The 24,181-nt window shown below is 60.7% G+C and carries 25 protein-coding genes and 2 pseudogenes; 10 read left to right on the top strand and 17 right to left on the bottom strand.

Features of this window, described 5'->3' with window-relative positions; all coding sequences use genetic code 11:
* Nucleotides 1-555: 555 nt before the first annotated feature.
* Nucleotides 556-855 (top strand): hypothetical protein, encoded by a 300-nt coding sequence (locus LU684_RS07585; RefSeq protein ID WP_232894407.1) that lies wholly within the window; start codon nt 556-558, stop codon nt 853-855.
* Between the two features lie 45 nt (nt 856-900).
* Here LU684_RS07585 and LU684_RS07580 read toward each other — a convergent pair whose 3' ends face one another.
* The 6 genes and pseudogenes from LU684_RS07580 to LU684_RS07560 form a co-directional block, all read right to left on the bottom strand.
* Nucleotides 901-1,011 carry a hypothetical protein gene (locus LU684_RS07580; protein WP_232894459.1) on the bottom strand — a complete coding sequence of 37 codons (111 nt, stop codon included), beginning with the start codon at nt 1,009-1,011 and terminating at the stop codon, nt 901-903.
* A 48-nt stretch (nt 1,012-1,059) separates the two neighbouring features.
* Nucleotides 1,060-2,259: a TniQ family protein gene (locus tag LU684_RS30690; RefSeq protein ID WP_425288072.1), complete on the bottom strand. Its 1,200-nt coding sequence runs from the start codon at nt 2,257-2,259 to the stop codon at nt 1,060-1,062.
* Nucleotides 2,260-2,262: 3 nt separating this feature from the next.
* Entirely contained in the window at nt 2,263-3,153 is an 891-nt protein-coding gene (locus LU684_RS07575; RefSeq protein WP_232894406.1) for a TniB family NTP-binding protein, read from the bottom strand.
* 3 nt (nt 3,154-3,156) lie between these two features.
* Nucleotides 3,157-5,031: a Mu transposase C-terminal domain-containing protein gene (locus LU684_RS07570; RefSeq protein WP_232894399.1), complete on the bottom strand. Its 1,875-nt coding sequence runs from the start codon at nt 5,029-5,031 to the stop codon at nt 3,157-3,159.
* Complete coding sequence (locus tag LU684_RS07565; RefSeq protein ID WP_232894391.1) at nt 5,028-5,693, bottom strand: heteromeric transposase endonuclease subunit TnsA; 666 nt, start codon at nt 5,691-5,693, stop codon at nt 5,028-5,030. Before LU684_RS07565 ends, LU684_RS07570 begins: the two co-directional genes overlap by 4 nt.
* 55 nt (nt 5,694-5,748) lie before the next feature.
* Nucleotides 5,749-6,591: pseudogene (locus LU684_RS07560) on the bottom strand (YifB family Mg chelatase-like AAA ATPase); the annotation flags it as partial.
* 257 nt (nt 6,592-6,848) lie between these two features.
* Between LU684_RS07560 and LU684_RS07555 the strand changes: the two are divergent.
* On the top strand, nt 6,849-8,867 hold the full coding sequence (locus tag LU684_RS07555; protein WP_232894389.1) for a DUF4034 domain-containing protein: 2,019 nt from the start codon (nt 6,849-6,851) through the stop codon (nt 8,865-8,867).
* 5 nt (nt 8,868-8,872) lie between these two features.
* Here LU684_RS07555 and LU684_RS07550 read toward each other — a convergent pair whose 3' ends face one another.
* From LU684_RS07550 to LU684_RS07540, 3 genes are read right to left on the bottom strand one after another with little or no spacing between them, the layout of a single operon-like run.
* Nucleotides 8,873-9,301: a TOBE domain-containing protein gene (locus LU684_RS07550; protein ID WP_016489777.1), complete on the bottom strand. Its 429-nt coding sequence runs from the start codon at nt 9,299-9,301 to the stop codon at nt 8,873-8,875.
* A 37-nt stretch (nt 9,302-9,338) separates the two neighbouring features.
* Nucleotides 9,339-9,692, bottom strand: a complete 354-nt coding sequence (locus LU684_RS07545; RefSeq protein WP_016489776.1) for a gamma-glutamylcyclotransferase family protein — start codon at nt 9,690-9,692, stop codon at nt 9,339-9,341.
* Nucleotides 9,693-9,959 (bottom strand): accessory factor UbiK family protein, encoded by a 267-nt coding sequence (locus LU684_RS07540; protein WP_024717668.1) that lies wholly within the window; start codon nt 9,957-9,959, stop codon nt 9,693-9,695.
* Between the two features lie 361 nt (nt 9,960-10,320).
* Here LU684_RS07540 and glnK point away from each other — a divergent pair, with 361 nt between their 5' ends.
* The 3 genes from glnK (at nt 10,321) to sutA (ending at nt 12,796) form a co-directional block, all read left to right on the top strand.
* Nucleotides 10,321-10,659 carry a P-II family nitrogen regulator gene (gene glnK, locus LU684_RS07535; RefSeq protein WP_002555808.1) on the top strand — a complete coding sequence of 113 codons (339 nt, stop codon included), beginning with the start codon at nt 10,321-10,323 and terminating at the stop codon, nt 10,657-10,659.
* A 46-nt stretch (nt 10,660-10,705) separates the two neighbouring features.
* A complete protein-coding gene (locus tag LU684_RS07530; protein ID WP_016489775.1) occupies nt 10,706-12,037 on the top strand; it encodes an ammonium transporter in 1,332 nt (443 codons plus the stop codon).
* A gap of 429 nt (nt 12,038-12,466) precedes the next feature.
* Nucleotides 12,467-12,796, top strand: coding sequence for a transcriptional regulator SutA (gene sutA, locus LU684_RS07525; protein ID WP_016489774.1), 330 nt, complete (start codon nt 12,467-12,469; stop codon nt 12,794-12,796).
* Between the two features lie 157 nt (nt 12,797-12,953).
* On the opposite strand, the gene LU684_RS07520 is transcribed toward sutA, so the two are convergent.
* Genes LU684_RS07520 through lptM form a run of 6 tightly spaced genes read right to left on the bottom strand, consistent with a single transcriptional unit; the run spans nt 12,954 to nt 17,570 of the window.
* Nucleotides 12,954-13,649 (bottom strand): HAD family hydrolase, encoded by a 696-nt coding sequence (locus tag LU684_RS07520; RefSeq protein WP_016489773.1) that lies wholly within the window; start codon nt 13,647-13,649, stop codon nt 12,954-12,956.
* Complete coding sequence (xerC, locus tag LU684_RS07515; protein WP_016489772.1) at nt 13,646-14,545, bottom strand: tyrosine recombinase XerC; 900 nt, start codon at nt 14,543-14,545, stop codon at nt 13,646-13,648. The genes LU684_RS07520 and xerC overlap by 4 nt, the downstream gene beginning before the upstream one ends.
* Nucleotides 14,545-15,255 (bottom strand): DUF484 family protein, encoded by a 711-nt coding sequence (locus LU684_RS07510; protein WP_060519688.1) that lies wholly within the window; start codon nt 15,253-15,255, stop codon nt 14,545-14,547. The genes xerC and LU684_RS07510 overlap by 1 nt, the downstream gene beginning before the upstream one ends.
* A gap of 13 nt (nt 15,256-15,268) precedes the next feature.
* Nucleotides 15,269-16,099 (bottom strand): diaminopimelate epimerase, encoded by an 831-nt coding sequence (dapF, locus tag LU684_RS07505; protein ID WP_016489770.1) that lies wholly within the window; start codon nt 16,097-16,099, stop codon nt 15,269-15,271.
* Between the two features lie 4 nt (nt 16,100-16,103).
* A complete protein-coding gene (gene lysA, locus LU684_RS07500; protein ID WP_232894387.1) occupies nt 16,104-17,351 on the bottom strand; it encodes a diaminopimelate decarboxylase in 1,248 nt (415 codons plus the stop codon).
* Nucleotides 17,352-17,360: 9 nt separating this feature from the next.
* Complete coding sequence (lptM, locus tag LU684_RS07495; RefSeq protein ID WP_016489768.1) at nt 17,361-17,570, bottom strand: LPS translocon maturation chaperone LptM; 210 nt, start codon at nt 17,568-17,570, stop codon at nt 17,361-17,363.
* A gap of 190 nt (nt 17,571-17,760) precedes the next feature.
* Between lptM and cyaY the strand changes: the two genes are divergently transcribed.
* The 3 genes from cyaY (at nt 17,761) to rnk (ending at nt 18,877) form a co-directional block, all read left to right on the top strand.
* Nucleotides 17,761-18,093, top strand: a complete 333-nt coding sequence (cyaY, locus tag LU684_RS07490; RefSeq protein ID WP_016489767.1) for an iron donor protein CyaY — start codon at nt 17,761-17,763, stop codon at nt 18,091-18,093.
* 1 nt (nt 18,094) lies between these two features.
* Nucleotides 18,095-18,319, top strand: coding sequence for a DUF1289 domain-containing protein (locus LU684_RS07485; RefSeq protein WP_016489766.1), 225 nt, complete (start codon nt 18,095-18,097; stop codon nt 18,317-18,319).
* Nucleotides 18,320-18,466: 147 nt separating this feature from the next.
* Nucleotides 18,467-18,877: a nucleoside diphosphate kinase regulator gene (rnk, locus tag LU684_RS07480; protein ID WP_023047198.1), complete on the top strand. Its 411-nt coding sequence runs from the start codon at nt 18,467-18,469 to the stop codon at nt 18,875-18,877.
* A gap of 30 nt (nt 18,878-18,907) precedes the next feature.
* Here the strand turns inward: rnk and LU684_RS07475 are convergent, their stop codons facing one another.
* Nucleotides 18,908-21,757, bottom strand: a complete 2,850-nt coding sequence (locus tag LU684_RS07475; protein WP_023047199.1) for a class I adenylate cyclase — start codon at nt 21,755-21,757, stop codon at nt 18,908-18,910.
* A gap of 166 nt (nt 21,758-21,923) precedes the next feature.
* Here LU684_RS07475 and LU684_RS07470 point away from each other — a divergent pair, with 166 nt between their 5' ends.
* Complete coding sequence (locus LU684_RS07470) at nt 21,924-22,376, top strand: YaiI/YqxD family protein (RefSeq protein WP_016489763.1); 453 nt, start codon at nt 21,924-21,926, stop codon at nt 22,374-22,376.
* A 28-nt stretch (nt 22,377-22,404) separates the two neighbouring features.
* Here the strand turns inward: LU684_RS07470 and elbB are convergent, their stop codons facing one another.
* Nucleotides 22,405-23,073, bottom strand: a complete 669-nt coding sequence (gene elbB, locus LU684_RS07465) for an isoprenoid biosynthesis glyoxalase ElbB (RefSeq protein WP_016489762.1) — start codon at nt 23,071-23,073, stop codon at nt 22,405-22,407.
* 112 nt (nt 23,074-23,185) lie between these two features.
* Between elbB and LU684_RS07460 the strand changes: the two are divergent.
* A pseudogene (locus tag LU684_RS07460) lies at nt 23,186-23,764 on the top strand (sterol desaturase family protein); the annotation flags it as partial.
* Nucleotides 23,765-24,181 lie beyond the last annotated feature (417 nt).

The raw sequence follows: 24,181 nt of genomic DNA, 5'->3' as shown, positions 1-24,181 counted from the left end.
CTTTAGTGATTCGCATAGATCCTGACCATTTTGAGCGTCCGATCCCGCTCTGTCCCGTGAAGCCTCACGTACTGGAGCTTTGAACATTTGTACCTTTGGTGGACAGCGGCATACGGCGTTCACGACAATGCCGCGCCTAGCCAGTGAACGGCGAGGCATGACAGCGACTTCACATCGGACAGGCGAAAGGAACTCAGCCATGCACTACCTCATCGACGGCCAACCTGTTTATTGTCCCCAATGCGGCAAACCTCGCCCCCCGGCTTTGTGGCTGGGAAGCCTAAGACCGGTTCCACAACGGCGATCACCCTTTCTCCTGTGACTGCAATGCACGCCATCTAATCGCCAAGCAATCCGTGAATAGCGCATTCGATGATGGAGAGGCAGAGACGGCGGCACAGACCGCCGTCGGAAAGCCGACACAAAACGACTCTCTGAGTGGTATGTCATCCTCAGTGCGCCGGATGCCCCGACCACAGTGCTGGAGCGGGTGTTGGCGGCAATCGACGGCGAAGATCTACCACACCCGACATTAATTCCCTTTGAGAGACACCAATGAACAGTATTCAGTGGTATGCAGTATCCAACCCCGATGGAAAGCGCTATCCCGAATGGAGACGCTCATTTGGGGTGAGTGAAATGGGAATCGTGTTCGTCCCCGCAGCGATGGCTGGAGATGAAACCGAGATGAATGTGATGCTGTGTGCCTGCGGCGATGGACAGAGCACTGCGGTGCACCTGGATCATCACTTTGTACCAAGCGGCTGGCTGAAAACAGAGTTCCCCAAGCATGTTGAACTGATCGAGTTGATCGAAGGCTACGCGCGAGATCTCCCAGCCGAAATATCCAGGTAATAGGACGACTGGCTGTACGGGGCCTAGTGAAGCTATTGCCTCGCGTTACACTCCTGGCCCTGGAGTGGCACTACTGAGCGGTCTCAACAGAATCACGCCGTCGACCACTTCAATACTGAGCTCGTCGCCTACAACAACACCGATTGCCTGGAGCATTTCGTCAGGGATATCGATGATAAGGTCCCATCCTTCGGGTCTTGGCATTTAACCGTCGCGGGGAGCATGACATGGGGGCCGTAGTCCCAGACAAGCGCCTGGTGCTTCTGGCTGACATTCTTTCCACTGCACAAATGCCCTGCGGGCGACATCCCTCTTCAAGCCTAGCAAAGCACCGAGAGATGAGCCGGAGACGGCCATCCCAGCACCTTGCAGATAGCAAGCTGCAGATTCGACCTCCTCAGCGTGGGGTAGGTACGACCGGGTATCAAGATATTGGTCGACCTGAATGCGCAACCAGTACGGCATTGTCGAGAATGAGTCCGTAAGGCGTGAGCGAGTGAGCTTCGCCTGGCTGCAAGCATCATAGAAGAGCGCTGGCCAATCGACCAAAAGGGCCGCTGCAGCTCGTAGCAAAGCGTATCGCGCCTCCAGTGACTGATACTCAAAATCTAGATGGGCCACCGGGGCGACTTCTATCCCGACTATCCCGCTCAACACGGCGCGTAATCGTCGGCCGTGTCTTCCGCATATCAGGCCTAAAAGTACTCGCAGGCCTGTAAAAAATGACAGACTCAGCGGCAGCCCTTGGAAGAAGCCGTTCCAGTCTCCAAGCTGAACCGCACGGGTGATGGTGAGGAGCATCCGACTGACCGCATTGTTTGCGCAGTCCATGAACCTGGGCTGGGTATCGCCTAATCTGAAATCGCATTTGCTACAGATGCTCAACGCACTTCCGGCGATTAGTTTTGAGCGACCTATTCCGTGCTGGTGGAAGACTACCGGCGACCCACAGGAGGGGCAAATCTGCTCCAGAAAGCAATCGTGCGCTGTGCACACAGTAGAGAGTGCTAAACGCCAGTGGCGACGATAATAGGGTGCCGGATCGAGCTTCAGGCAGATGGGACAGAACTGTATGCCCGCCCTGCGACGGGTGCGGTGATAAAGACCGGTGGGGAGCAGAAATGGGACATCTCCACTAACGACAAAGTGTTCAAAAATGAATCCCTCATAGCAGCCCAATGTCAGGCCTCTTAGCTCCTCGACCGGCCGCCCCGTCGCGGTGGATAAGCAGTCGAGCAGAGCTGACGGAGGATGGCGATCAGAATCGCGATTCCAGATAGGCGCCCTGTACCCCAGCAGATTGGAGTAAAAGGTGTGCAAGGCAAAACCATTAGCAAAAGCCAGCCGCACCATCCAAGAGGTCAGAAGCTCATCCGACAACGGCTGTGGATGGATTGGGAGCATATGCTAGATCCTCGATGCCATTTGCGTCCTATCACTGGGTGAGAGATACCCACACTCGTTCATTACCTCAGCTGTGATCCTTTCCTCACCAGACTCAATTGCGTACTCTGCCGCGGCGTTGAGCAACAGCGACAGCTCCCCTATGTAACCTTCACACATGGCCAAAGCCTTGGCTGCCAACGGCCGCTCATGTAACGCCGACCTCTGCCGCAATGGCAGCAATCGTTCAAAGGACATCAAGAGCTGTAGGAATTCCTTATTCATTTCCCACTTCGGTAGAAACTCGGGAGGAAACCGGTTCTGGATCTGCGGATCGATGCTGACTGCACGGAGCAGATCGCCAGTACCGCAACCTACTATGGAAATTTGAAGTTCGTTACCCAGGTACTTCAACATGTTCAGAGATTGTTGCTGCCTTACGGATGTACCCGCGAGCATATTGTGAAGATCATCAATAACGAGAACCTTTAGTTGAATCTCCCTCAAAACCTTTATAACGCGCATGCGCTTAGCATTGGTAGATGATGCAGGATCCTTCTCAAAAAGTTTCCCAAGTATTTCCGAATAGATACTTGCCTCCGTCGGGCTTGGAGGAGTTTCTATTTTAAGCACTGGACACACGATGTGCTCACCACTCGGATTTTCGTCGGGCAAATTGCGTCCAACGAACTTATCAACCAAGTTTGATTTACCATTATTAGTGTTACCTACGATGAGCATGTTAGGCATGCGTGTTTGCCGCGGATGGACGAGCAACCGGTCGAGCTTTTTGAGGATGGCATTAGCTTGTGGATACCCGATCCATCGTCGGTTGGCAATCCATAGGCTTCGCGCCTCCGCATCCTGCTCAACGACTTTGAGGGCTTCAGGATGTAGATATTGATAGCTGGTCATGGATCACCCCAACTCTATATCGTCAAACGGCGTGATCACTTCGTCGAACGGATCTAAGTCCTCCGGAACTTCGACACGGGAATCAGCCTTAGATATCTGATGCACACCCAAAGACTGCCTGCGCCTTTGAGCATTCCGCAGACTCCTCTTTTCTCTGGTCCGTTGAGCCTTAGCTAACCGTGTACTTTCAATAGCATTTTCCTCAATTTTCCGCATCAGCGTAACTCCGTGAAAAATCTTTTCCTCATCTGGCTCGTTATTAGGGTCATTCTTTATACGCTTCAGCGCGGCCTTGAGCTCCCAATAGCTGATCGCTGGCCGAGCACTATTCAGGTATGGGATCGGAACGTAGGTTTTTGTGTCTGGGTCCAAGAAGTAAACAACACTTATATCTCTCGGATCGTATGCAAAGATGAATTTCTTGGATTTGTTTGTATTCTGATCTATCGCCTTGATCCATTTACGCAAAACCGGCGAATAATAATGGATGTAGTTAACCAGCGCGCCAGTCTGCTGTATGGTTCTTTCGAGGTATGGCGTAAAATCTAGGCGAAACGTCTCCTCATCCTCGACCCTAGCTGGTAGCCCAACCCCAAGCTGTGTATCCGAGCCATACACAAGCTGAGCGAATTTCTTGATAGGAGGAATGCCACCGTTACCTGAATGCTTAGCATTATGGTAGGAGTAAACAAAGAAAGTTGTGAACCAAAGTTCCAACTCATCTAAGGTTAAGCACGCTTTTTGTTCCGAATTGTAATCGGCCTTAGCTTTGACGTTTGAGAAGGTCGTCCCTTCCAACGTATGACATTCAGTCATAAAGGTCCGAAAAGCACGCTCTACATGCGGGCCATAGTTCGGCTGATGCCTAGGCCTGTACTCTAAGACAATGTCATGCAGCGCACAGGCTCTTTGCAACATAGTGCCACGGAATTCTTTAGCATTATCGACATGGATTTTTGCCATTTTCCCATGAATCGGCCATTCAGCAAGAATATCCCTCTTAGCTAGCCAATTAGATTTCTCTTGCACCGCATGTGCGATACACAGACCGGCCGAAAGCGCGCTGGGCGGATCCAGTGTCAGGCAAAATCCAGTAACCATCTTTGTAGCAACATCAATAGCAATGGTAAGATATGGTCTACCTATGGGTAAGCGGTGTTTCTCATCAACGATGATGACATCTACCGGCGTATGGTCAATTTGTACAACCGCGTTGGGATAGTCGCCGCCAGGGAACTCACCTAAGGTGGGCAGTATGTTATCACGGTAGGCTTTTGACCCATGACGCCTCCTGACCTTGACACTGTCCTCAATATTACTAACTCGCCCATAAATAGTATTTAGATGCGGCTCGGGCAAGCCGCGAGATTTACAAATTTCCCGAATACGTGTGTGCAGCTGAGTAACATTTCGCCGTTCTTTTTTTAGATAGTATGCCTCTATTTGCTCATCTATTACGTCTTGGACTTCTTTGGGTAAGCGCCCTTGACCTTTGTCGAAGCGAGGGGACTTGGATAGAGAAGATACAAGATTTGTTTTTTCATAGCGCTTCAGCCATCTATAGATGGTGGGAACACTCTTACCTGAACGCTTCGCAGCATTCTTGACATCTTCCACACTCCGACGACCCTGCAATAGCGGTTTGATGATTGCAAAACGCTCAAGAGTCTCATCCCAAGCCGCTCGATCTTGGGTTAAATGGGACGAGTCCCTCGTCGGGCCGACTTCTGGACTGGACTTGAGGTCCACACAGCGCACCACCTCGATCGAGGAGTCCTCAATTCTTCGGATTACAGCCTCAATCAGACCTTTCAGTTCAACAACTATCGAAGCCGAATCTCTCCAGTAGACCAACTGACCTGGTCTGATGGTTTTCATTTCACTACCTCCCCGATCGATAGCACGCTCGTCATGCTTAATGGGATATTCAGGTCACAACAAACGACCCCATTGGCGATCAGGTGCCACAAGACGGGGATCAGCTCACCGCGCTGTTTGGGATCAGGGGCAAGCATTCCAAGGAGGTTGCTCACACTGATCAAGCTGTAACTCTCAAATACACCCACGACTTGGGCGCGCTGGAGGGGGCCAGGCTCTCGGCTTCGAAACGGCCACAGAAATTTGACGTTATCCAAATACGGCGTGCGGATTTCCCGCTCCGTGTAGACCTCAAAACGCCACCCGCGCTCAGCGCAGTACGATTTTGCCGCACGAAACTTGGGCAGCAGGCTTCGCCACTGCTCGCGAAAATTTGCTCGGTATTTAACCTCATAGAGGATTGGCTGCGGTGATGAGGCCGATTCCTGGAAGGTGATGAGGCCGTCGGGGGTGTACGACCGGTCTTCACCGGCGTCGCCTTTAAATTCGATCTTTACGGGCTGAGGCAGGAAGCTGGTGACGCGGCGATCAAAGCGGACAAGCTCCATCAGATCGCGCTCAAGGGTCGATTCGAACCGTCCCATTAGCGGTACGATGCCTGTGACGCTACGGCCGCTAACGCCGATGCTGCGGACCGGCAAAGTGGGCAGAGCTTTCTTCATTCTCATTGATCTCTAGAAGCTAGCCGTATTTTCTCATTTTACGATGTGTTTTACAGCCTCCAACCAGTGCCGGGCCGGATGCGGAGTGGTGGGGATGGCGAAACGGTCGCTGCGGCCAACTGCTCAGCGGTGTATGCCCGCTGACCGACTGAATGGCAGCCACCTCGAGCGCCTCGTGCTCGTCCAGCGGTGGCAGCAGCCCCGGCAGGCGGCTGGCGAGCAAGGTCTTGCCGGTGCCGGGTGGCCCGGTGAACAGCAGGTTGTGCGCCCCAGCCGCCGCCAGCATCAACGCGCGCTTGGCCGCCAGTTGGCCCTGCACCTCGCTCAGGTCAGGGTAGGGACGTTGATTCAGGATCAAGCCATTGGCCGCGTACGGCGGCAATGGCACCTGGCCGTTCAGGTGGGCGACCAACTCCAGCAGGTGGCCCACCGCATACACCACCAGCCCGCCTGCCAGGCTGGCTTCCTCGGCATTTTCCCGTGGCACCACCAGCGCCCGGCCTGCTTCGCGTGCCGCCAGGGCCGCAGGTAGCACGCCCTGGACAGGGCGCAATTTCCCCGAAAGCGCCAGTTCGCCCAGGCATTCCATATCGGCCAGGGTGGCAGTCGGCACCTGGCCATCTGCGGCGAGGATACCCAGGGCAATGGCCAAGTCGTAGCGCCCGCCATCCTTGGGCAGGTCGGCGGGGGCGAGGTTCTGGGTAATGCGCCGCTGCGGGTAGCTAAGCCCGGAGTTGACGATGGCGCTGCGTACCCGGTCCTTGCTTTCCTTGACCGTGGTTTCTGGCAGGCCGACCAGAGTGAGATGGGGCAGGCCGTTGGCCAGGTGGGTTTCGACGCTGACCGCGGGTGCCTGCACACCTACCTGGGCGCGGCTGTGGACGAGGGCTAGTGACATGGACGCTCCGTTGTCGCTGAAAAGGGCCGCTTCCTGCGGCTGGGTCAAGGATAGCGATGGTGGCCACGACAGGCGCAACAAGTGTGCGTCGTGGTTTTGCAGAGCAGGTTTTTTCCCTGTGTTTTCTTAAAAATCGGCAAAAAATGGATCCAATAATCTTTGCGCAGGTGGGTGGTATGGCTTAGTGTTGTTGGGCAAATGCCGTTGCCATGGGATGGCACCGCGTCTTCTTTCAAATGGACTTGAGGTATTGCGCCGTGCAAACGCTCGCCCAAACGCGCCAGGTGATTCGCGAACTGGTGCAGGCCAATTCATTCATTGAACTCACCCGGTGTTTCGACAGCCTTGAGGCGCAATGGCGCCAAGCCGCGCCCGGCGAGTTCCCGGCCTACCTGGCGGCCATCGAAGGGCACATGCTGGTGGACCTGGAAAACCAGGGTGACAGGGCCCTGAGCCAAGTGCTCAAAGCCTGGATTGATGCCTGCCCCAAGGCTTACCACCCGCAAGTGGTAATGGGCATGCACTGTTTCCACCGGGCCTGCCAGGTGCAGGATGGTGGCCAACGCAACGCTGCCCGCTTGCTGGCCGTCGAGCAAATTTGTGAAACCGCGACCGCGCACCTGTTGCGTGCAATGGACCGCTCTGCACAACCCGTGGCAGCGGCCATTGGCATGCTGCGTGTCAGTGCGCAACTGCGCGAACCTGGCTGGTTGATCGAACTGTTTCAGGGGCAGCCTGCGCGGTACAGGCCCAGTGCCCATGCCGATGTGGAAGCGCAGGAAGCCGCAGCCCCCTTGCTCGTGAAGTACGGGCTGTTGCCCTTGGCCGAGCTGCCCCAAGCATTACCGGCGTGCCTGAGCAGGCGGGCCGATCACGAAAACGAAGCACCACGCTATTACTGGTTGCGCCATGCGCTGGTGGCCCGCCCTGGTTGTTTCGAAGCGATCCAGGCGCTGGCCGTTTACCTGTTGCCCCGTTGGGGTGCCAGTTTTGATGCGCTGGACCTGTTGGCCAATGGGCCGTTGTGCGAGGGGTGGGACGAAGCGCTGCGCAATGCGTTGCGCTGGATGGCCGTCGAAGAACGGCTGAAGCTGCCACATGCCGAGCAGTTGCAGGCCGTCGCGGATTGGCAGCAACTGTTCGATAGCTGGCTGCAACGCCCGCTAAGGCCCAGGGAAAGCGCCGTCGTGCTGGCCTGGCGAGGCGCGCTGCGCAGCAGTGCCTTGCAAGACCATGCAGGCGGTATGCGTGATTTCGCCGCGAGCTTGGCATGCAACGCCAGTCATGGCGCCACCCCTGCGATGGGCGAGCCATTTCGCTGTTTTGTCGGGCTGATACTGTGTGATGGCATGGCAGATGAGCATCAGCTGTTGCGCACCGCCATCGAGCGCCTGTGTGAAGGCCGCTCGCATGCTGGCGCTTGTGCAATGCGCGCTGCCGGGCATCGCTTCGGCCTGTGGGGGCTGCCGCGTTCGGCCGAGCAGGCAAGGCTCTGGTCACAGGTGGCGGTGACCCGCCAGCGCGCGGGCCATGCGCCAGGCTTCGATGTGCTCGCTGTGGCGCGGCTGCTGTGGGCTGCCAACCGGCACGAGGTGGCTTGTTACCTGTACGAGCGCTTTGCGGAGCTGAGCTTGCCGGGTGCTGCCCTTGGCCTGTACGAGCTGCACAGCGGCGGCCTGGGCAACACCCCGGCGCACTATCTGGACGACGAGACGGCTGAGTATTGGCTGCAGCGTGCGGTAGAGGCGGGCAGCAGGCAGGCCAAGTACAACCTCGCCTGCCTGCGTATGGAGGGTGATGAGGACCTGAGTGAGCGAAGTGCCATGCTGGCTGTCAGGCGCCTGCTGGTCGATGCGCTGGGTAATCCGCACACCAATGCGCGTGCGCGCTTGCACCTGGGTATCCTGTTGCGCCAGTTTGGCGAAGTCCAGGAACGGGCCGAGGCCGTCGCCTACCTGTCGAGCCTGGTCGAGCACCCGGACCCGTGGGTTGCCGGACGGGCCAGCGCCGAACTGGGGCTGGCCTGGATGCAGGGGCGCGGCACTCGCAAGCAGAGCCGTTTTGCTGCCATCGAATGGGCCAACCGTGCGGCTGCCTTGCAGCCTGGGGATTCAGCCATCGAAAACATCCAGGCCGAGATCCTCAACTCGCACAACCGGGTGAAGACCCTGGTTACCCAGTGTGGTGCGACCCTGTTTCGCGGCACCTTGCACGCCAGCGAGTTGCCGCCGAAACAGGCAGTATCCGAGCCGGGCCGGCTACGGGCGTCGGCCTGATACCCTCAGGGCTTGGCGCCGAGGATGATGTGCGAGGCCTTGATCAGCGCAGTGGCCTTCACACCCGGTGCCAGGCCCAGCTCCTGCACAGCTTCGCGGGTCACGATGGCAAACACCTCGGTGCCGCCGGCCAGCTTCAGCACCACTTCGGCATTCACTGCACCATCACCCACCCGCACCACTTCGCCTTCCAGTGCGTTACGGGCCGATAGCTTGTAGCCGGCGGCGTCGGTCAGCAGTACCACCCACGGCGCCTTGACCAGCGCCACGGCGTCTTTGCCGACGTTGATGCTGAGGTTATGCAGGCTGGCCATGGTGACCACCGCTACCAGCTTTTCGCCGCCACCCAGGGTCAGCTCGACTTCGGCATTGACCGCGCCGGGCTGAACGTTGGTGACTTTGCCTTCAAAAACATTGCGTGCGCTGACTTTCATGGGGAACGCTCCGTGTAACAACCCGCGCCAGAGGGATTCAGGCGCGCACATAAACCCAGGCAGTCAGGCCCGATGCGAGCGTGACGGCGACGCGCTTGTAGTCGGCAACTTCATAGCGGTCCGCCGCCGCCAGCTCTTCTTCGCTGATCTGGAAGACCGTGCCGGCCACGCTGTCGTCGGCCTGGCTGCTGGGGGAAACGATGGGGTGATGGGACTTGCCGCTAGCCGCCAGCACAGCCGGGTCGGTGATCTCGACCCAGTCCTGTCGGTAGCCCGGCATGCGGTCGGCCTGGCCGCTCAGCTCACGGCCGAAGTTGGCCCGTTGCACGGCCTTGTCCTGCAGCGTGCCGTAGGAAAACAGCAGTACCGGGTATGCGCTGGAGGGCTGCATTCACTGATCCTGTGGGGTCGGGTTCAGCCGTGCTTCCAGCTCGGCTACTTGTTTTTCCAAAGCCTCCAGGCGAGCACGGGTGCGCGCCAGCACAACCATCTGGCTGTCGAATTCGTCACGGCTGACCAGGTCCAGCTTGCTGAAGGCACCTTGCATCAGCACCTTGAACTGGCTTTCCAGTTCTGCACGGGGCTGGGCGGTATCGCTGCTGAACAGGCGCGAGGCCTGGTCGCTCAGGGCATCGAGAAGGGCTTTGGGCGCAAGCATGGGGCAGTCCACTGAAACTGAGAATGGCCGGCAGTGTAGCACGCACAAATCGGACGTTTGGGTGCACGTTTTTCGCGCAATGCGCCCTCCCGGTGCGCACCGAAACTGTGCATGTTTCCCATGCTGGCGACTGGCCAATCCCGACCCTTTCGCATAACTCGCTGTTTTCCGGTGATTTGCCGGAACTGGCAAGGTTTCTGCAAAGACCTGTACGAGCCATGCACTGATGCAGTTCCTTGTGACCAAGCAGTGCGCACGCGGAGCCGGATGCCGACGACGCGTTACAAAGCCAACCGCTGCGCTTAGACTTGAGACGGGTTTGTTTTCCTGGGGCAAGTCCACCAAATCGGGAGAGAGTTTCATGAAGCTAGTCACAGCCATCATCAAGCCGTTCAAGCTGGACGACGTGCGCGAGTCGCTGTCGGAAATCGGCGTGCAGGGCATCACTGTTACTGAAGTCAAAGGCTTCGGCCGGCAGAAGGGCCACACCGAGCTGTATCGCGGTGCTGAATATGTGGTCGATTTTCTGCCCAAGGTGAAGATCGATGTTGCCATCGATGACAAGGACCTTGATCGGGTAATCGAAGCCATCACCAAGGCAGCCAACACCGGCAAGATCGGTGACGGCAAGATTTTCGTGGTGAATCTGGAGCAGGCGATCCGCATCCGTACCGGCGAAACCGATACCGACGCGATCTAAGCAGCAACAACGCCTCACCAAACCCAACGCCCCAGGAGAAAACAACATGACTCTGCGTAAGATCGCAGGGCTAGGAGCCCTATTGTCCCTCGTAATGCCCGGGCTTGCCTTGGCCGAGGAAGCCGCCCCAGCGCTGAACTCCGGCGACACCGCCTGGATGTTGACCGCAACGGCGCTGGTGCTGTTCATGACTATCCCGGGCCTGGCCCTGTTCTATGGCGGCATGGTGCGTTCCAAGAACGTGCTGTCGGTGATGATGCAATGCTTTGCAATCACCGGCCTGATGAGCATTCTCTGGGTCGTTTACGGCTACAGCATGGCCTTCGATACCACCGGTATGGAAAAGGGCGTGCTCAACTTCAACTCCTTCGTCGGGGGCTTCTCCAAGGCCTTCCTCAGCGGCGTCACGCCCGAGAACCTGACGTCGGCCACTGCACTCTTCCCTGAGGCGGTATTCATCACCTTCCAGATGACCTTCGCCATCATCACCCCGGCACTGATCGTGGGTGCCTTCGCCGAGCGCATGAAGTTCTCTGCGATGCTGGTGTTCATGGGCATCTGGTTCACCCTGGTGTATGCGCCGATCGCCCACATGGTGTGGAGCGGTGACGGTGCACTGATGTGGGACTGGGGCGTACTGGACTTCGCTGGCGGCACCGTGGTGCACATCAACGCCGGTATCGCAGGCCTGGTCTGCTGCCTGGTGCTGGGTAAGCGCAAGGGCTACCCGACCACCCCGATGGCCCCGCACAACCTGGGCTACACCCTGATGGGCGCGGCCATGCTGTGGATCGGCTGGTTCGGCTTCAACGCAGGCTCCGCCGCCGCCGCCAACGGCACCGCTGGCATGGCCATGCTGGTCACCCAGATCGCCACCGCTGCTGCTGCGCTGGGCTGGATGTTCGCCGAGTGGATTGGTCACGGTAAACCCAGCGCCCTGGGCATCGCTTCGGGTGTGGTTGCCGGCCTGGTTGCCATCACCCCGGCTGCAGGCACCGTGGGGCCGATGGGCGCCTTGGTGATCGGCCTGGCTTCGGGTGTGATCTGCTACTTCTGCGCCACCACCCTCAAGCGCAGGCTCGGCTATGACGATTCGCTGGATGCCTTCGGTGTACATGGTGTCGGCGGCATCATCGGGGCAATCCTTACCGGTGTGTTCGCAGCGCCGGCGCTGGGCGGCTTCGGCACCGTCACCGACATTGGCATGCAGGTCTGGATCCAGGCCAAAGGCGTGATCTTCACCGTGGTCTACACCGCCATCGTCACTTACGTGATCCTCAAGGTGCTGGATCTGGTAATGGGCCTGCGGGTCAACGAAGAAGAAGAGTCGGTCGGCCTCGACCTGGCTCAGCACAACGAACGCGGCTACAACCTGTAACTGCGACGCGGTAAAAACTTGCCCGGCTTGCCGGGCATTTTTTTGCCAGATTTTCAGCATTTCGCGCTTGGCAAACGGTTTATCCGGCACGTTCGCGACGTAGGTAAAAAACTTACAAGTCGCAGGGCGTTTATGGAGCTTTGCTTTTTCCACGGGCGCGCTAGAATGCGCGCCGAAGGGTGTTTGACGTGTAGTCCACACACTTCGCCAGCCTTTGCTAGGCTTGCCAATAGCGTGTGGCCAGCAGGGGCTAGATGGATTTGTCAGGTCCTGCCAGGAGCAGGGCCTGCTGGGTGCCGCCTCCCATCAGGAGCGCCGACCCAAGGGCAGTGGCCTAACCCACGGCCAGTTGAATTTTCACTGGTGGCTGCCGGTCTACGGCTGCACTGGTCTATAACTAACCTGCTTTCGCAAGTCATGAGGTAGAACATGAGCGACGACGATCTGGAAAACGACGACCTCGAAGTAGGCGATGAAGACGAGGTTGATGAAGGCCTCGAAGCGGCAGCTGACGATGTCGCCGAAGATGCGGGCGATGACGACAGCAGCCCGGCACCCGCTGCCAAGGGCAAGTCCAAGGCGGCTGTTTCGGTAGACGAACTGCCGAGCATGGAAGCCAAGCAGAAAGAGCGTGATGCACTGGCCAAGGCGATGGAAGAATTCCTTTCGCGCGGTGGCAAGGTGCAGGAAGTCGAGGCCAACGTGGTCGCCGACCCGCCCAAAAAGCCGGACAACAAGTACGGCAGCCGCCCCATCTGAGTGGCTGACCGCAAAAAAAGCCCGCCGTCGCTGCGGGCTTTTTTGTGGGCGTTTGCCGGTATATTTTCATTGCCAGTGAGATCGAGCGCCGCCCGCGATGCGCCGCGCGGGCGGCGCTCGATATACGCACCAACGCAAATTTCGAGGCGGTCTCTTGTCAGCCCCAGCGGGAAAGGACGTCGGGCAGCTGCGACAGGCGCTGGATTTCGGCATCCGGTGCCTGCTCACCGGTCCAGGCCTTGCCCTGAGGGTTGAACCAGACGGCCCGTAGCCCTGCTCGCTGGGCGCCTGCGATGTCATCGCCGGGGTGGTCGCCGATGTGAACGGCGGCGCTGGCATCCGCCTCGCCGCGGCGCAGGGCTTCCAGGAACGGTGCCGGGTCCGGCTTGCCAATGCCGAGGTCCTCGGCGCACAGGGCAAAGCGGAAGTAGTCCGCCAGCCCCAACCGGCTCACGTCGGCGTTGCCGTTGGTGACCACGCCCAGGATGTAATGGTGACGCAGGACCTCCAGTACCGGCTGCACCTCGGGGAAGATCTCCACTTGGTGGCGAGCATGCAGGAACACTTCAAAGCCTTCGTTGGCCAGCGCCTGCGCTTGCTTCTCGCTGTAGCCGACCTCTTCCAGGGCATGGAACAGCACCCGTCGGCGCAGGGCGCTGATGCGGTGCTTGAGGCCGGGGTCGGCCTGTACCAGCCGCTCGCGAATGGCAAACAGGTGCTCCACCGGCACCCCGCCCAGGATCGGGGCGTTGGCTTCGAGCCAGTCGCGCAGCACGACTTCTGCGCTGGCGATGACCGGCGCGGTGTCCCACAGGGTGTCGTCGAGGTCGAACGTGATCAGCTTGATGCTCATGAGTCTGTGCCTTTGCTGCGTTTGGCCCGAGGGTGGGCGCTGTCGTACACCGCGGCCAGGTGCTGGAAGTCCAGGTGGGTGTAGATCTGCGTGGTGCTGATGTCGGCATGGCCGAGCATTTCCTGCACCGCCCGCAGGTCCTGGGACGATTCCAGCACATGGCTGGCGAAGGAATGGCGAAGCATGTGTGGGTGCAGGTGCTGGCCCAGCTCGCGCTCACCCGCCTTCTGCACACGTTGCTGCACAGCCCGTGGAGTGATGCGGTTGCCCTGGCGGGTGATGAACACCGCGCGGTCACGCGGGTTGCCGATGCCGCGCAGGCGGTACCAGGCGTGCAGCGCCTCGCGGGCTTTGCGGCCAACGGGCAGCACGCGGGCTTTGCCACCCTTGCCCAGCACCTGCACCAGCCCGGCGGCAAGGTCGATGTGATCGAGGTCGAGGTTGGTCAGCTCGGACAGGCGCAGGCCCGACGAGTAGAACAGTTCAAGGATCGCCTGGTCACGACGGGCAATAAAATCGTCATCGACGCCGCCATCAAGCAGCTGCAGGGCGCGGTCGGTGTCCAGCACCTTGGGCAACCGGCGCTCACCCTTGGGCGCGCTCAGGCCAGTGGCCGGGTCGTGCTGGCACAGGCCTTCGCGGTTGAGGTAGCGGTACAGGCCGCGCACCGCCGACAGCAGCCGTGCCAGGCTGCGGGAGGACTGGCCGTGGTGGTGCAGGCGGGCGATCAGTTGGCGCAGTTGCTGGATTTGCAGCGCTTGCCACCCGGCAATACCGTGTTCCTTGCAGTAAGCGGTGACCTTATCCAGGTCGCGACGGTAGCCCAGCAAGGTGTGCTCCGACACCTGGCGCTCGTTGCGCAGGTGTGCGCAATAAGCCTCCAGTTGGCGTTCCATCAGCGTACCGAGCGCAGAGTCTGGGTAACGCGCGGTACAACGCGGCCGAGCACTTCGGCGATGTAGCCAAGGAACAGGGTGCCGACGCTGCTCTTGTAGTGTTGCGGGTCGCGGCTGCCGATCGCCAGCACCCCGTGCAGCCCTTGGTATTCGAGGGTGGCCACGGCACTGGAGCCCACCTCCCGACGCTGTTCCTCACCGAACAGAAAGGCCAGCTCATGCTCACGCAGGTTGCCACTGACCGTCTTGCCACCGCCCAGCAGAGCACCGATGGCCTGTTGCGCCTCGGTGTTGCTGACCCAGCGCCCGACCGGCGCGCCGTTGTCGCCGAACAGGATGAGGCTGACGAACGGCACCTGGAACTCCTGGCGCAGGCTGTCTTCGACCGCCATTACCACTTCTTCCAGGGTGCCGGCATCGAGCAGGTCGAGGATCAGCCGCCGGGTCTTGTCGAACAGCCGGTCGTTGTCGCGAGCCACATCCATCAATTGCGACAGGCGATGGCGCATCTCGATGTTACGGTCACGCAGCAGCTTGAGCTGACGTTCCACCAGCGACACGCTGTCGCCACGCTGATGCGGTATGCGCTGTTCGATCAGCAGCTCGTCGTGCTCGGCAAAGAAGGTGGGATGGGCGCGCAGGTAGGCGACCACCGCTTCGGCATCGAGCTCGGCGGACTGCTGGGGTACAACCTGGGGCTGATCGGTCATGGCGGTTACTCGCTTAGAGACGAACCTGTCCTTCGTAGACGCGTACGGCCGGGCCGGTCATCACCACGGGCTTGCCGGGGCCGGCCCATTCGATGTGCAGGCGCCCACCGGGCAGGTCGAGGGATACCGGGGAATCCATCCAGCCTTGGCTGATGGCTGCCACGGCGGCGGCACAAGCACCGGTGCCGCAGGCCTGGGTTTCGCCCGCGCCGCGTTCCCACACGCGCAGGTTGGCGCGGTGGCGGTCGATGACCTGGAGGAAGCCGGCATTCACCCGCTGCGGGAAGCGTGGGTGGTTTTCGATCTTCGGGCCCAGCTCATGCACGGGGGCAGTATGCACGTCATCGACGCGCAGCACGGCATGCGGGTTACCCATGGACACGGCGGCAATCGAATGCAGCTGGCCGTCGACTTCCAGTGGGTAGTTCAGCGCCTGCTCGTCAGCGACAAAGGGAATGTCGGCAGGGATGAAGCGCGGTGGGCCCATGTCGACACTCACCTGGCCGTCGTTCTGCACGTCCAGCACGATGATGCCGCTTTTGGTTTCCACGCGGATGCGCTTTTTCGCGGTCAGGCGCTTGTCCAGCACGAAGCGGGCGAAGCAGCGCGCACCGTTGCCGCACTGCTCCACTTCGGAGCCGTCGGCGTTGAAGATGCGGTAGCGGAAGTCCACTTCCGGGTTGTTCGGGGCCTCGACGATCAGCAACTGGTCGAAGCCGATGCCGGTATGCCGGTCACCCCATTGCTTGGCGTGCTTGGGCTGGATATGCGCGTGCTGGCTGACCAGGTCGAGGACCATGAAGTCGTTGCCCAGGCCATGCATCTTGGTAAAACGCAGCAGCATGGGCTTACTCCGGCAGCAGGCTTTCGCCAGCGTACAGTTCGGCGATGGTTTCGCGGCGGCGTACTTCGAACGCCTGGTCGCCGTCGACCAGGATTTCAGCGCAACGGCCACGGGTGTTGTAGTTGGAGCTCATGACAAAACCATAGGCGCCCGCGGACTGCACGGCCAGCAGGTCGCCTTCGGCCAGGTTCAGCACACGGTCCTTGCCGAGGAAGTCGCCGGTCTCGCAGATCGGGCCGACCAGGTCGTAGGCACGGCCTTGACCCTCGCGTGGCACGACCGGGCTTACACCCATCCAGGCCTGGTAAAGCGCAGGGCGAATCAGGTCGTTCATCGCCGCATCGATGATGGCGAAGTCTTTGTGTTCGGTGTGCTTGAGGTATTCCACGCGGGTCAGCAGCACGCCAGCGTTGGCCACGATGTAGCGGCCCGGCTCGAACACCAAAGCCAGGTCGCGCGTGCCTACGCGTTCGCGAATAGCCTTGATGTAGTCGGCCACCAGCGGTGGTTCTTCGTCGCGGTAGCGCACGCCAACGCCGCCACCCAGGTCCAGATGGCGCAGGTGGATGCCGCAGTCGGCAAGGCGGTCGACCAGGTCCAGCAGGCGGTCCAGGGCATCGAGGAACGGCTCAACGGTGGTCAACTGGGAGCCGATGTGGCAGTCGACGCCAACCACTTCCAGGTTCGGCAACTGCGCGGCACGCACGTAGATGGCCTCGGCGTCGGCAATGGCGATGCCGAACTTGTTTTCTTTAAGGCCGGTGGAGATGTACGGGTGGGTACCGGCGTCAACGTCCGGGTTGACCCGCAGCGACACCGGGGCAACCTTGCCCATCTCGGCTGCCACGACTTGCAGACGCTCCAGTTCGTCGGTGGATTCGACGTTGAAGCAGTGCACACCCACTTCCAGGGCGCGGCGCATGTCTTCGCGGGTTTTGCCGACGCCAGAGAACACCACGCGGTCGGCGCGCCCGCCAGCGGCCAGCACGCGCTCCAGCTCACCACCGGAGACAATGTCGAAACCTGCGCCCAGGCGCGCCAGTACGTTCAACACGCCAAGGTTGGAGTTGGCCTTGACCGCGAAGCACACCAGGTGCTCGGTGCCTTGCAGGGCATCGGCGTAGTTACGGTACTGGGCCTCGATGTGGGCGCGCGAGTACACGTAGGTGGGGGTGCCGAAACGTTCGGCGACGGCCGACAGGGCCACCCCTTCCGCGAACAGCTGGCCGTCGCGGTAGTTGAAAGCGTTCATCTGGTTTCCTTACTGCGCAGGCGACTGCTCGGGCTCGGACTGCAGCTCGGGCTGCGCTTGCGCCGGCGCCGGCTGGGCTTTTGGCTGGTGCTGGTGCGACTTGTGCGCTTTGCCGTTATCGCCGTCTTCAGGCAGGTACAGCGGGCCTTTCTGGCCGCAGGCCGAAACGAGGCAGGCAACAGCGACCAGCGCCGCGAAGGAGGAAATCAGGCGCTTCATGGGTGAAATCCTTAGAAAAATGCAGTATTGCGCCCGAGTATACCGAGCGACCGGCGGCTTGCCTATGCAAGGGCCGGTCCGCCGGGCGGGCTATTCTTACCGCCTTCAATGGCTAATCTTTGCATTCGGCGCCAAGCGCCCGTATCTTGCCCGGCTTGCCTGTAACGCAGCCAATTTCGAGGTTCCTGCAATGAGTTTGAGTGAAGCGCGTTTCCATGATCTGGTCGACGCGACCCAACAGGCGTTGGAAGACCTGTTCGACGAGAGCGGCCTGGACCTGGACATGGAGAACTCCGCCGGTGTGCTCACCGTCAAGTTCGAAGGTGGCGCCCAGCTGATTTTCAGCCGCCAGGAACCGCTGCGCCAGCTGTGGCTCGCCGATCGCTCAGGTGGCTTCCACTTCGATTACGACGAAGAAAGCGGCAAGTGGGTGTGCGAGAAGAGCGAAGAGCTGTTGGGCGAAATGCTCGAGCGCATCGTCTGGGAGCGGGCCGGCGAGAAGCTGGACTTCGACGAGATCTGACATGAGCACCGCCCCGGCCCGTCCCCCCAAGCCGCTCTACAGCAACGTCAGCCCCGCTGTGCCATCACCGTGCATCAGCGTTTGCCGGCTGGACGAACAGCGGGTGTGCACTGGCTGCCAGCGGCATGTGGAGCACATTCGCGAATGGCGCTCGGCCGATGACGAACGGCGTCGGCAGATTTGCCGCGAGGCCCAGGCCCTGCGCGACCAGGCTAAGGCACACTGATAGCAAGGGCTTGAGTATTTGCCCGGCTGTGGTAGTGTCGGGTTTCTGCGTCGGTGACGCCAAAGCCTTCACAAACCCCGCCCTTGGGCGGGGTTTTGCTTTATCTGCACGACGAAAATCGCCTGTTCAAAGGAGTCTGACTGGATCATGAGCACCAAGCCTTCCCTCATCCTCACCCGATTGGACGTACAGCGTCTGGAGCGTCTGATCGACAGCCTCGACGAAAGTACGCCGGGTGTGCTCGCCCTGCAGGACGAGCTGGACCGCGCCGAGCAGGTGGTCGGTCACGATGAAGTGCCGGCGGGCGTGGTCACCATGAACTCGCGCGTGCACTGCCGTGAGGAAGCCAGCGGCAAGGACTACCACCTGACGTTGGTCTATCCGAAGGATGCCGGGCCGGAAGGTAATGTCTCGGTCCTGGCACCGATTGGCTGCGCCTTGCTGGGGCTGTCGGTGGGCGAGCAGATCGACTGGCCGGCACCGGGGGGCAAGACCCTCAAGCTGAAGCTGCTGGAAGTGGAGTACCAGCCAGAAGCGGCGGGCGATTACGACCTGTAAGGCTCAAGGGGGCTGCAAGGCAGCCCTCGGTCATTCACCCAGCACCTGCTCCAGCCCCTCATTCAACGCCTGCTCCAGCACCCGCTTGTAGTTCAGGTACACCTGCGTCGCGCCCAGCCGGTCATCCAGCAGCTCGGACAAATCCAGATCGGTGATGTAGCACCGGTACTGTCCGGCAGCGCGCCGTTGCCCGATGATCTGCCTGGCCACCACCGCATACAGCTGCGCACCATGCTCCAGCTCGGAAAACTCTTGCTGGTCGCAGTACAGCGTCACATGCGCCGCACCCGCCACACCGGCCTGGATGATGGCTTGCACCTCATAGTAGGGCTGGTCGCTGCCCTCGACCGGGGCTTGGCGCGGCTCGAGGCTACGCGCCTTGCCAACGCCGGAAGGCAACAGTTGCGCATAGTGGATATCCAGTGAGGCAGCGCGCTGGGTATCCAGCGGCAGCCGGGCATCACGGCGCATCACCACCGAACGCAGGAACCGCTGCAGCGGCAGCAGCAGGTGGGCTTCGTCATGCAGGGGCAGGCGTTGCTGCCACAGGGCATTGTACTCATCCAGCACATACAACTCGGCCCAGCCACCTTGCAGGCGGTAGAACACCTGGATGCAAGCCGGGCGGCCCTGTTCCAGCACCAGGCGCAGGTCGTGGTCCAGCAGGGCGTTGGTATCCAGGTACAGCGGGCTGTAGGCGCTGCGTTCTTCGCCCAGGTGGGCCAGCAGCCCCTCGTGCTCGGCCAGGGTGGCCAGGCCTACATGCCCGGCCAACAGCTCCAGCACATGGGTGTGCTGGGCTACCTCTAGCAGGTAGCGGTGGTTGGCGCCCTGGTCCAGCAGCAGCTGCACCGTGTCAAAAATTTCCTCCACGCGCTGGCTGATGGCCTGTGCGCGGCTCGGGCAAAAGCAGCGTATCCGCACCCGTGGCCGGTGGCCCCGCAGCACCGGGCTATTGAGGAAGTCGCGCAGGCAGCGCACCAGCGCATGTTCGCCTTCGTAGCGCTGGACCAGCACTTCGTTCCAGCTGTTCAGGGTGACCTGGTCGAGGGTCAGTACCAGGTTCTCGCGCACGCCTGCGTAGCTCAACGAGTCGGTACGCTCGGTGGTCATCAGGATGTTCAGATCGCGGTGATGGCGCAGCGGGTCGATGGCGACGTTGACCAGCAACAAAACCTCGTCGGCAACGCTGGGCTGCAGCAGGCGCACTTCGCTGACGATCGGCAAGGGCAGGGGAATACTTTGCTGCAGGCAACCCATCAGGTTGAACAGCTCTAATTCACTGAGGTCGCTGGCGCCGGGGTGCAGCGCCATGCGCGTGCTGCTGTCGATCACGCCGTTACGATGGGCCCAGGCCAGCAGCTCGATCAGCTCGCGGCAGCGCTTTATCGGGCTGAAGTGCTCCACCTCGTGGGTGCTCAGGTTGCCGCAGTACAGCTCCCAGTGGTGGCTGCCGGGCTCCTTGCGGTTAGGTGCCTGAACCAGGGTCAGGGTCCCTTCGGCAAGGTCCGGGGCGATGCCGGGGTTGATCACCTCGACCTTGCCGGCGCGGCGCTCGAAGGCCGCGTACAGGCGCCGGCCCAGCACATTGAGGTCGCGCTGCTCGGCACGGCTGCTGGCGCTCTGGGTGCTGGCGAACTGGCTGAGGAAGCGGTAGCTGTGGTTCAGCTCGGCCACCAGTTCGCGGCGCTCGACAGCGACTTGCTGCACTTTCCATTGGCTACGGCTATCCAGCAGCGCCAACTGACGCTGGTCCCAGCCCCACTCGTCTGCCAGGCGCTGCAACAGCCGGCGCTGCCAGCCATTGGCGCGGCCTTGGTCGCTGAGCTTCTTGTTCACCTTCAGGTACAGGCTGCGCCGCACCCGTTCCAGGCGTGCGACCGCGCCGCGCTGCAGCAGGTAGCGCTCGATACGCCGATAGACCATGACGTAGGGGTCCAGTGCGTCGAGGTCGAGCTGATTGGCGAACACTGCCTGCTTGTAGTCCAGGCTCAGACAACGCACGGCGGGGTGTTCACTGGCGTAGGCCTCGGTCAGCAGCAGCTTGAGTAGCGACTTGTAGGGCGAATCGATGCCCTTGAACAGTTGCCACAGGCCGGCACCGACGAACTCGCCGGGTGGAACGTGTGCCAGGTTGCCGAGATCGAGAGTGTCCTGGCTGCGGATGAAGCGTTTGGTCAGCAGGGTCTGGGTGTAGGCGTGATAATTGTGTTCCTGGTAGACGGGCACCAGCCACCACAGTGGTGTCCGGCCTGCCAGCCAGAGGGTGGTGCGGTAGAACTCATCCAGCAGCAGGTAGTGCTGGGTGGTGCCGCAGTCATCGGAGCCCAGCTGGCCGTCGCGCTGGCCTTGGGCAAAGCCTTGCGTGTCGATCAGGAAGAAGTGCGCCTCGGCACCCAGGCTTGCTGCCCAGTCCTCCAGCAATTGGCACTTGCGGCGCAGTTCTTCCAGCAAATGCTCGGGCAAGCCGGGCGCATGGCACACCCACAGGTCCATGTCGCTGTGCTCGGCCTGGGCCAGCGAGCCCAGGCTGCCCATCAGAAACAGGCCGTGGATAGGGCGCGGCGGGTTGCCATGGCGGGCTTTGTAGGTAAACGAGCGGGCCAGGCGCTGGGCCTCGACCACCAGCTCGGCACCTGGCTCGTAACCCGATACGCCCGCAGGCGTGCTACCCGAGACGTAGCCCGGCAATAATGGGTGGTTCACGTGAAACAGCAGCGGCAGTAGCGTCAGTACCTGTTGCTGGCGTGTCGACAGGCCTTCCATAGCCCGCTGCAGGCGCCCTTGATTCAGTTGCAGGAAACGCGCACGCAATGTTGCCAGGACCTTGCGGTCGATGCCTTCGTCCAGGTCAGGGCGGATTTCGTGAGGGTGATTCATTGCGCGCTCGGGCAGGCCAGTGAAGCTGTGGCGAGTTTAGCCTGAGTAGCGGGGCCGGATAAGCGGCAATTGGGTTTTTGGCGCCATTTTCCCAGCGCGCGCCTGCTCCAGCTTTCGCTGCGCTTCAGGCATGATGGACGCATTGAGATCATGTAGAGAGTTTCCGATGCGTGTATGGATCGATGCCGACGCCTGCCCCAAGGCGGCCAAGGATCTGATCGTCAAGTTCGCCCTCAAGCGCAAGTTCGAGGTGGTGATGGTGGCGGGCCAGGCCGTGGCCAAGCCGGCGTTTGCGATCGTGCGCCTGATCGTGGTGCCCAGCGGCATGGACGCAGCCGACGACTACCTGGTCGAACACGCCGTGCCCGGCGAGCTGGTGATCTGCAGTGATGTGCCCCTGGCTGACCGCCTGGTGAAAAAGGGCGTGGCGGTGCTGGACCCGCGCGGTCGCGAATTCGACGAGCGCAACATGGGCGACCGCCTGGCGGCGCGCAACCTGTTCACCGAGCTGCGCGAGCAGGGCCAGGCGGGAGGAGGGCAGGGGACTTATGGCGAGCGTGAAAAGCAGGCGTTTGCCAATGCGCTGGACCGGATCATTGCCCGGCTGAGTAAAACCTGATGCGGGGCTGCTTTGCAGCCCCAAGGACTTACTGGTCACCCTCGTGCGTCAGTTCCAGCACCCGGTCCACCAACTTGTAGATCCCGCCAGCTGCCTCGCTGATCGACTTGGCCTCCATGTAAGCCGGAGTCGTCACCAGCTTGCGCTGGGTGTCTTCGACAATGTCGTGTACATCGCACGCCTCATGGGTGCCGCCCATCTTCTCGACAGCCGCCGCAGTGTCTGCGTCGCTGCCGATGGTGCAGACCACGCCCGGCCCGTAGATCTTCGCCGCAAGTGCTGGCGAAATGCAGATCAGGCCAACTGGCTTGCAGGCGTCGGCAAAGGCTTCGGCCAGGGCCAGCACGTCCGGGTTGACGCTGCAGTTGGCGCCTTCCACGGCGAAGTTGGACAGGTTTTTCGCCGCCCCGAAACCGCCCGGCACGATCAGCGCATCGAAGTCTTCGGCCTTGGCTTCGCGGATGTCCTTGACCTCACCACGGGCAATGCGCGCCGACTCCACCAGCACATTGCGCGACTCGGGCATTTCCTCGCCGGTCAGGTGGTTGATGACATGCATCTGCGCGATGTTCGGCGCGAAGCACTGCACCTGCGCACCGCGCTGGTCGAGGCGCAGCAGGGTGATCACGCTTTCGTGGATTTCGGCGCCGTCATACACGCCACAGCCGGAAAGAATCACCGCTACTTTTTTTGTCATGTTCATTACTCCAGTGTCGAGGCGCTAAATGTCCTCTAGTTTGGCAGATGTCGCCATAGGGGTTGCCGCAGGCGCGGCCTAATCTTGATGGATACCGCCTGAGGCCGTACCCATGGACCTGATACTGCTGGCCGTGCCGTTCTTCTTCGTGCTGATCGCCGTGGAGCTGGTGGCCGACCGCGTGCGTGGACAACGCAACTTTACCCTGGCCGACTCGATCAACAGCCTGAGCACCGGCGCGCTGTCGACCAGCACCGGGTTGCTGACCAAAGGCGCAGGGCTGGTGACCTATGCCCTGGCGTTCGAGCATTTGGCGCTGTTGCGCCTGCCGGCCGAAGCCTGGTGGGTATGGCTGCTGGCCTTCGTCCTGTACGACTTCTGCTACTACTGGTTGCACCGTCTGGGCCATGAACGCAACGTGCTGTGGGCTGCGCATTCGGTGCATCACCAGAGCGAGGAATACAACCTCACCACCGCGCTGCGCCAGACCAGTAGCGGGTTCATCTTCTCGTGGGTCTTCTACCTGCCGATGGCGCTGCTGGGCGTGCCGCCACTGGTGTTCATTACCGTGGCATCGCTCAACCTGCTGTACCAGTTCTGGGTGCATACCCGGCACATTCCCAAGCTTGGCTGGCTTGAGTGGGTGTTGATCACGCCATCCAACCATCGCGTCCACCATGCGCAAAATCCTGTTTACTTGGATCGCAATTATGGCGGCGTGTTCATTCTCTGGGACCGTCTGTTTGGCACCTTCAAAGAGGAAGACCCGGCCGAGCCGGTGGTGTTCGGGGTAACCACGCCACTGGCCAGCTGGAACCCGCTGTGGGCTAATCTGCAGTTCTATGCCCAGCTCTGGCATGACGCCCGGCACACCGCCAGCCTGTGGGACAAGCTGCGCATCTGGTTCATGCCCACTGGCTGGCGCCCGGCCGATGTGGCCGCACGCTTCCCGCAGGCCAAACAGGACCTGACGGTGTTTCGTAAGTTTGAGATTACCTTGGCTCGACCGCAACAAGCCTACGTGGCCATGCAGTTCGCGGTTTATGTGGCCTTGGGCAGCTACCTGATGGATGTGGCCGAGCGCGTGCCGGTCGCGGCGCTGGTGCTT

Source organism: Pseudomonas sp. NMI542_15, from assembly GCF_021283425.1.
GTDB classification, from domain to species: Bacteria; Pseudomonadota; Gammaproteobacteria; order Pseudomonadales; family Pseudomonadaceae; genus Aquipseudomonas; species Aquipseudomonas fortuita.
This window is presented reverse-complemented; position numbering and strand designations above follow the sequence as displayed.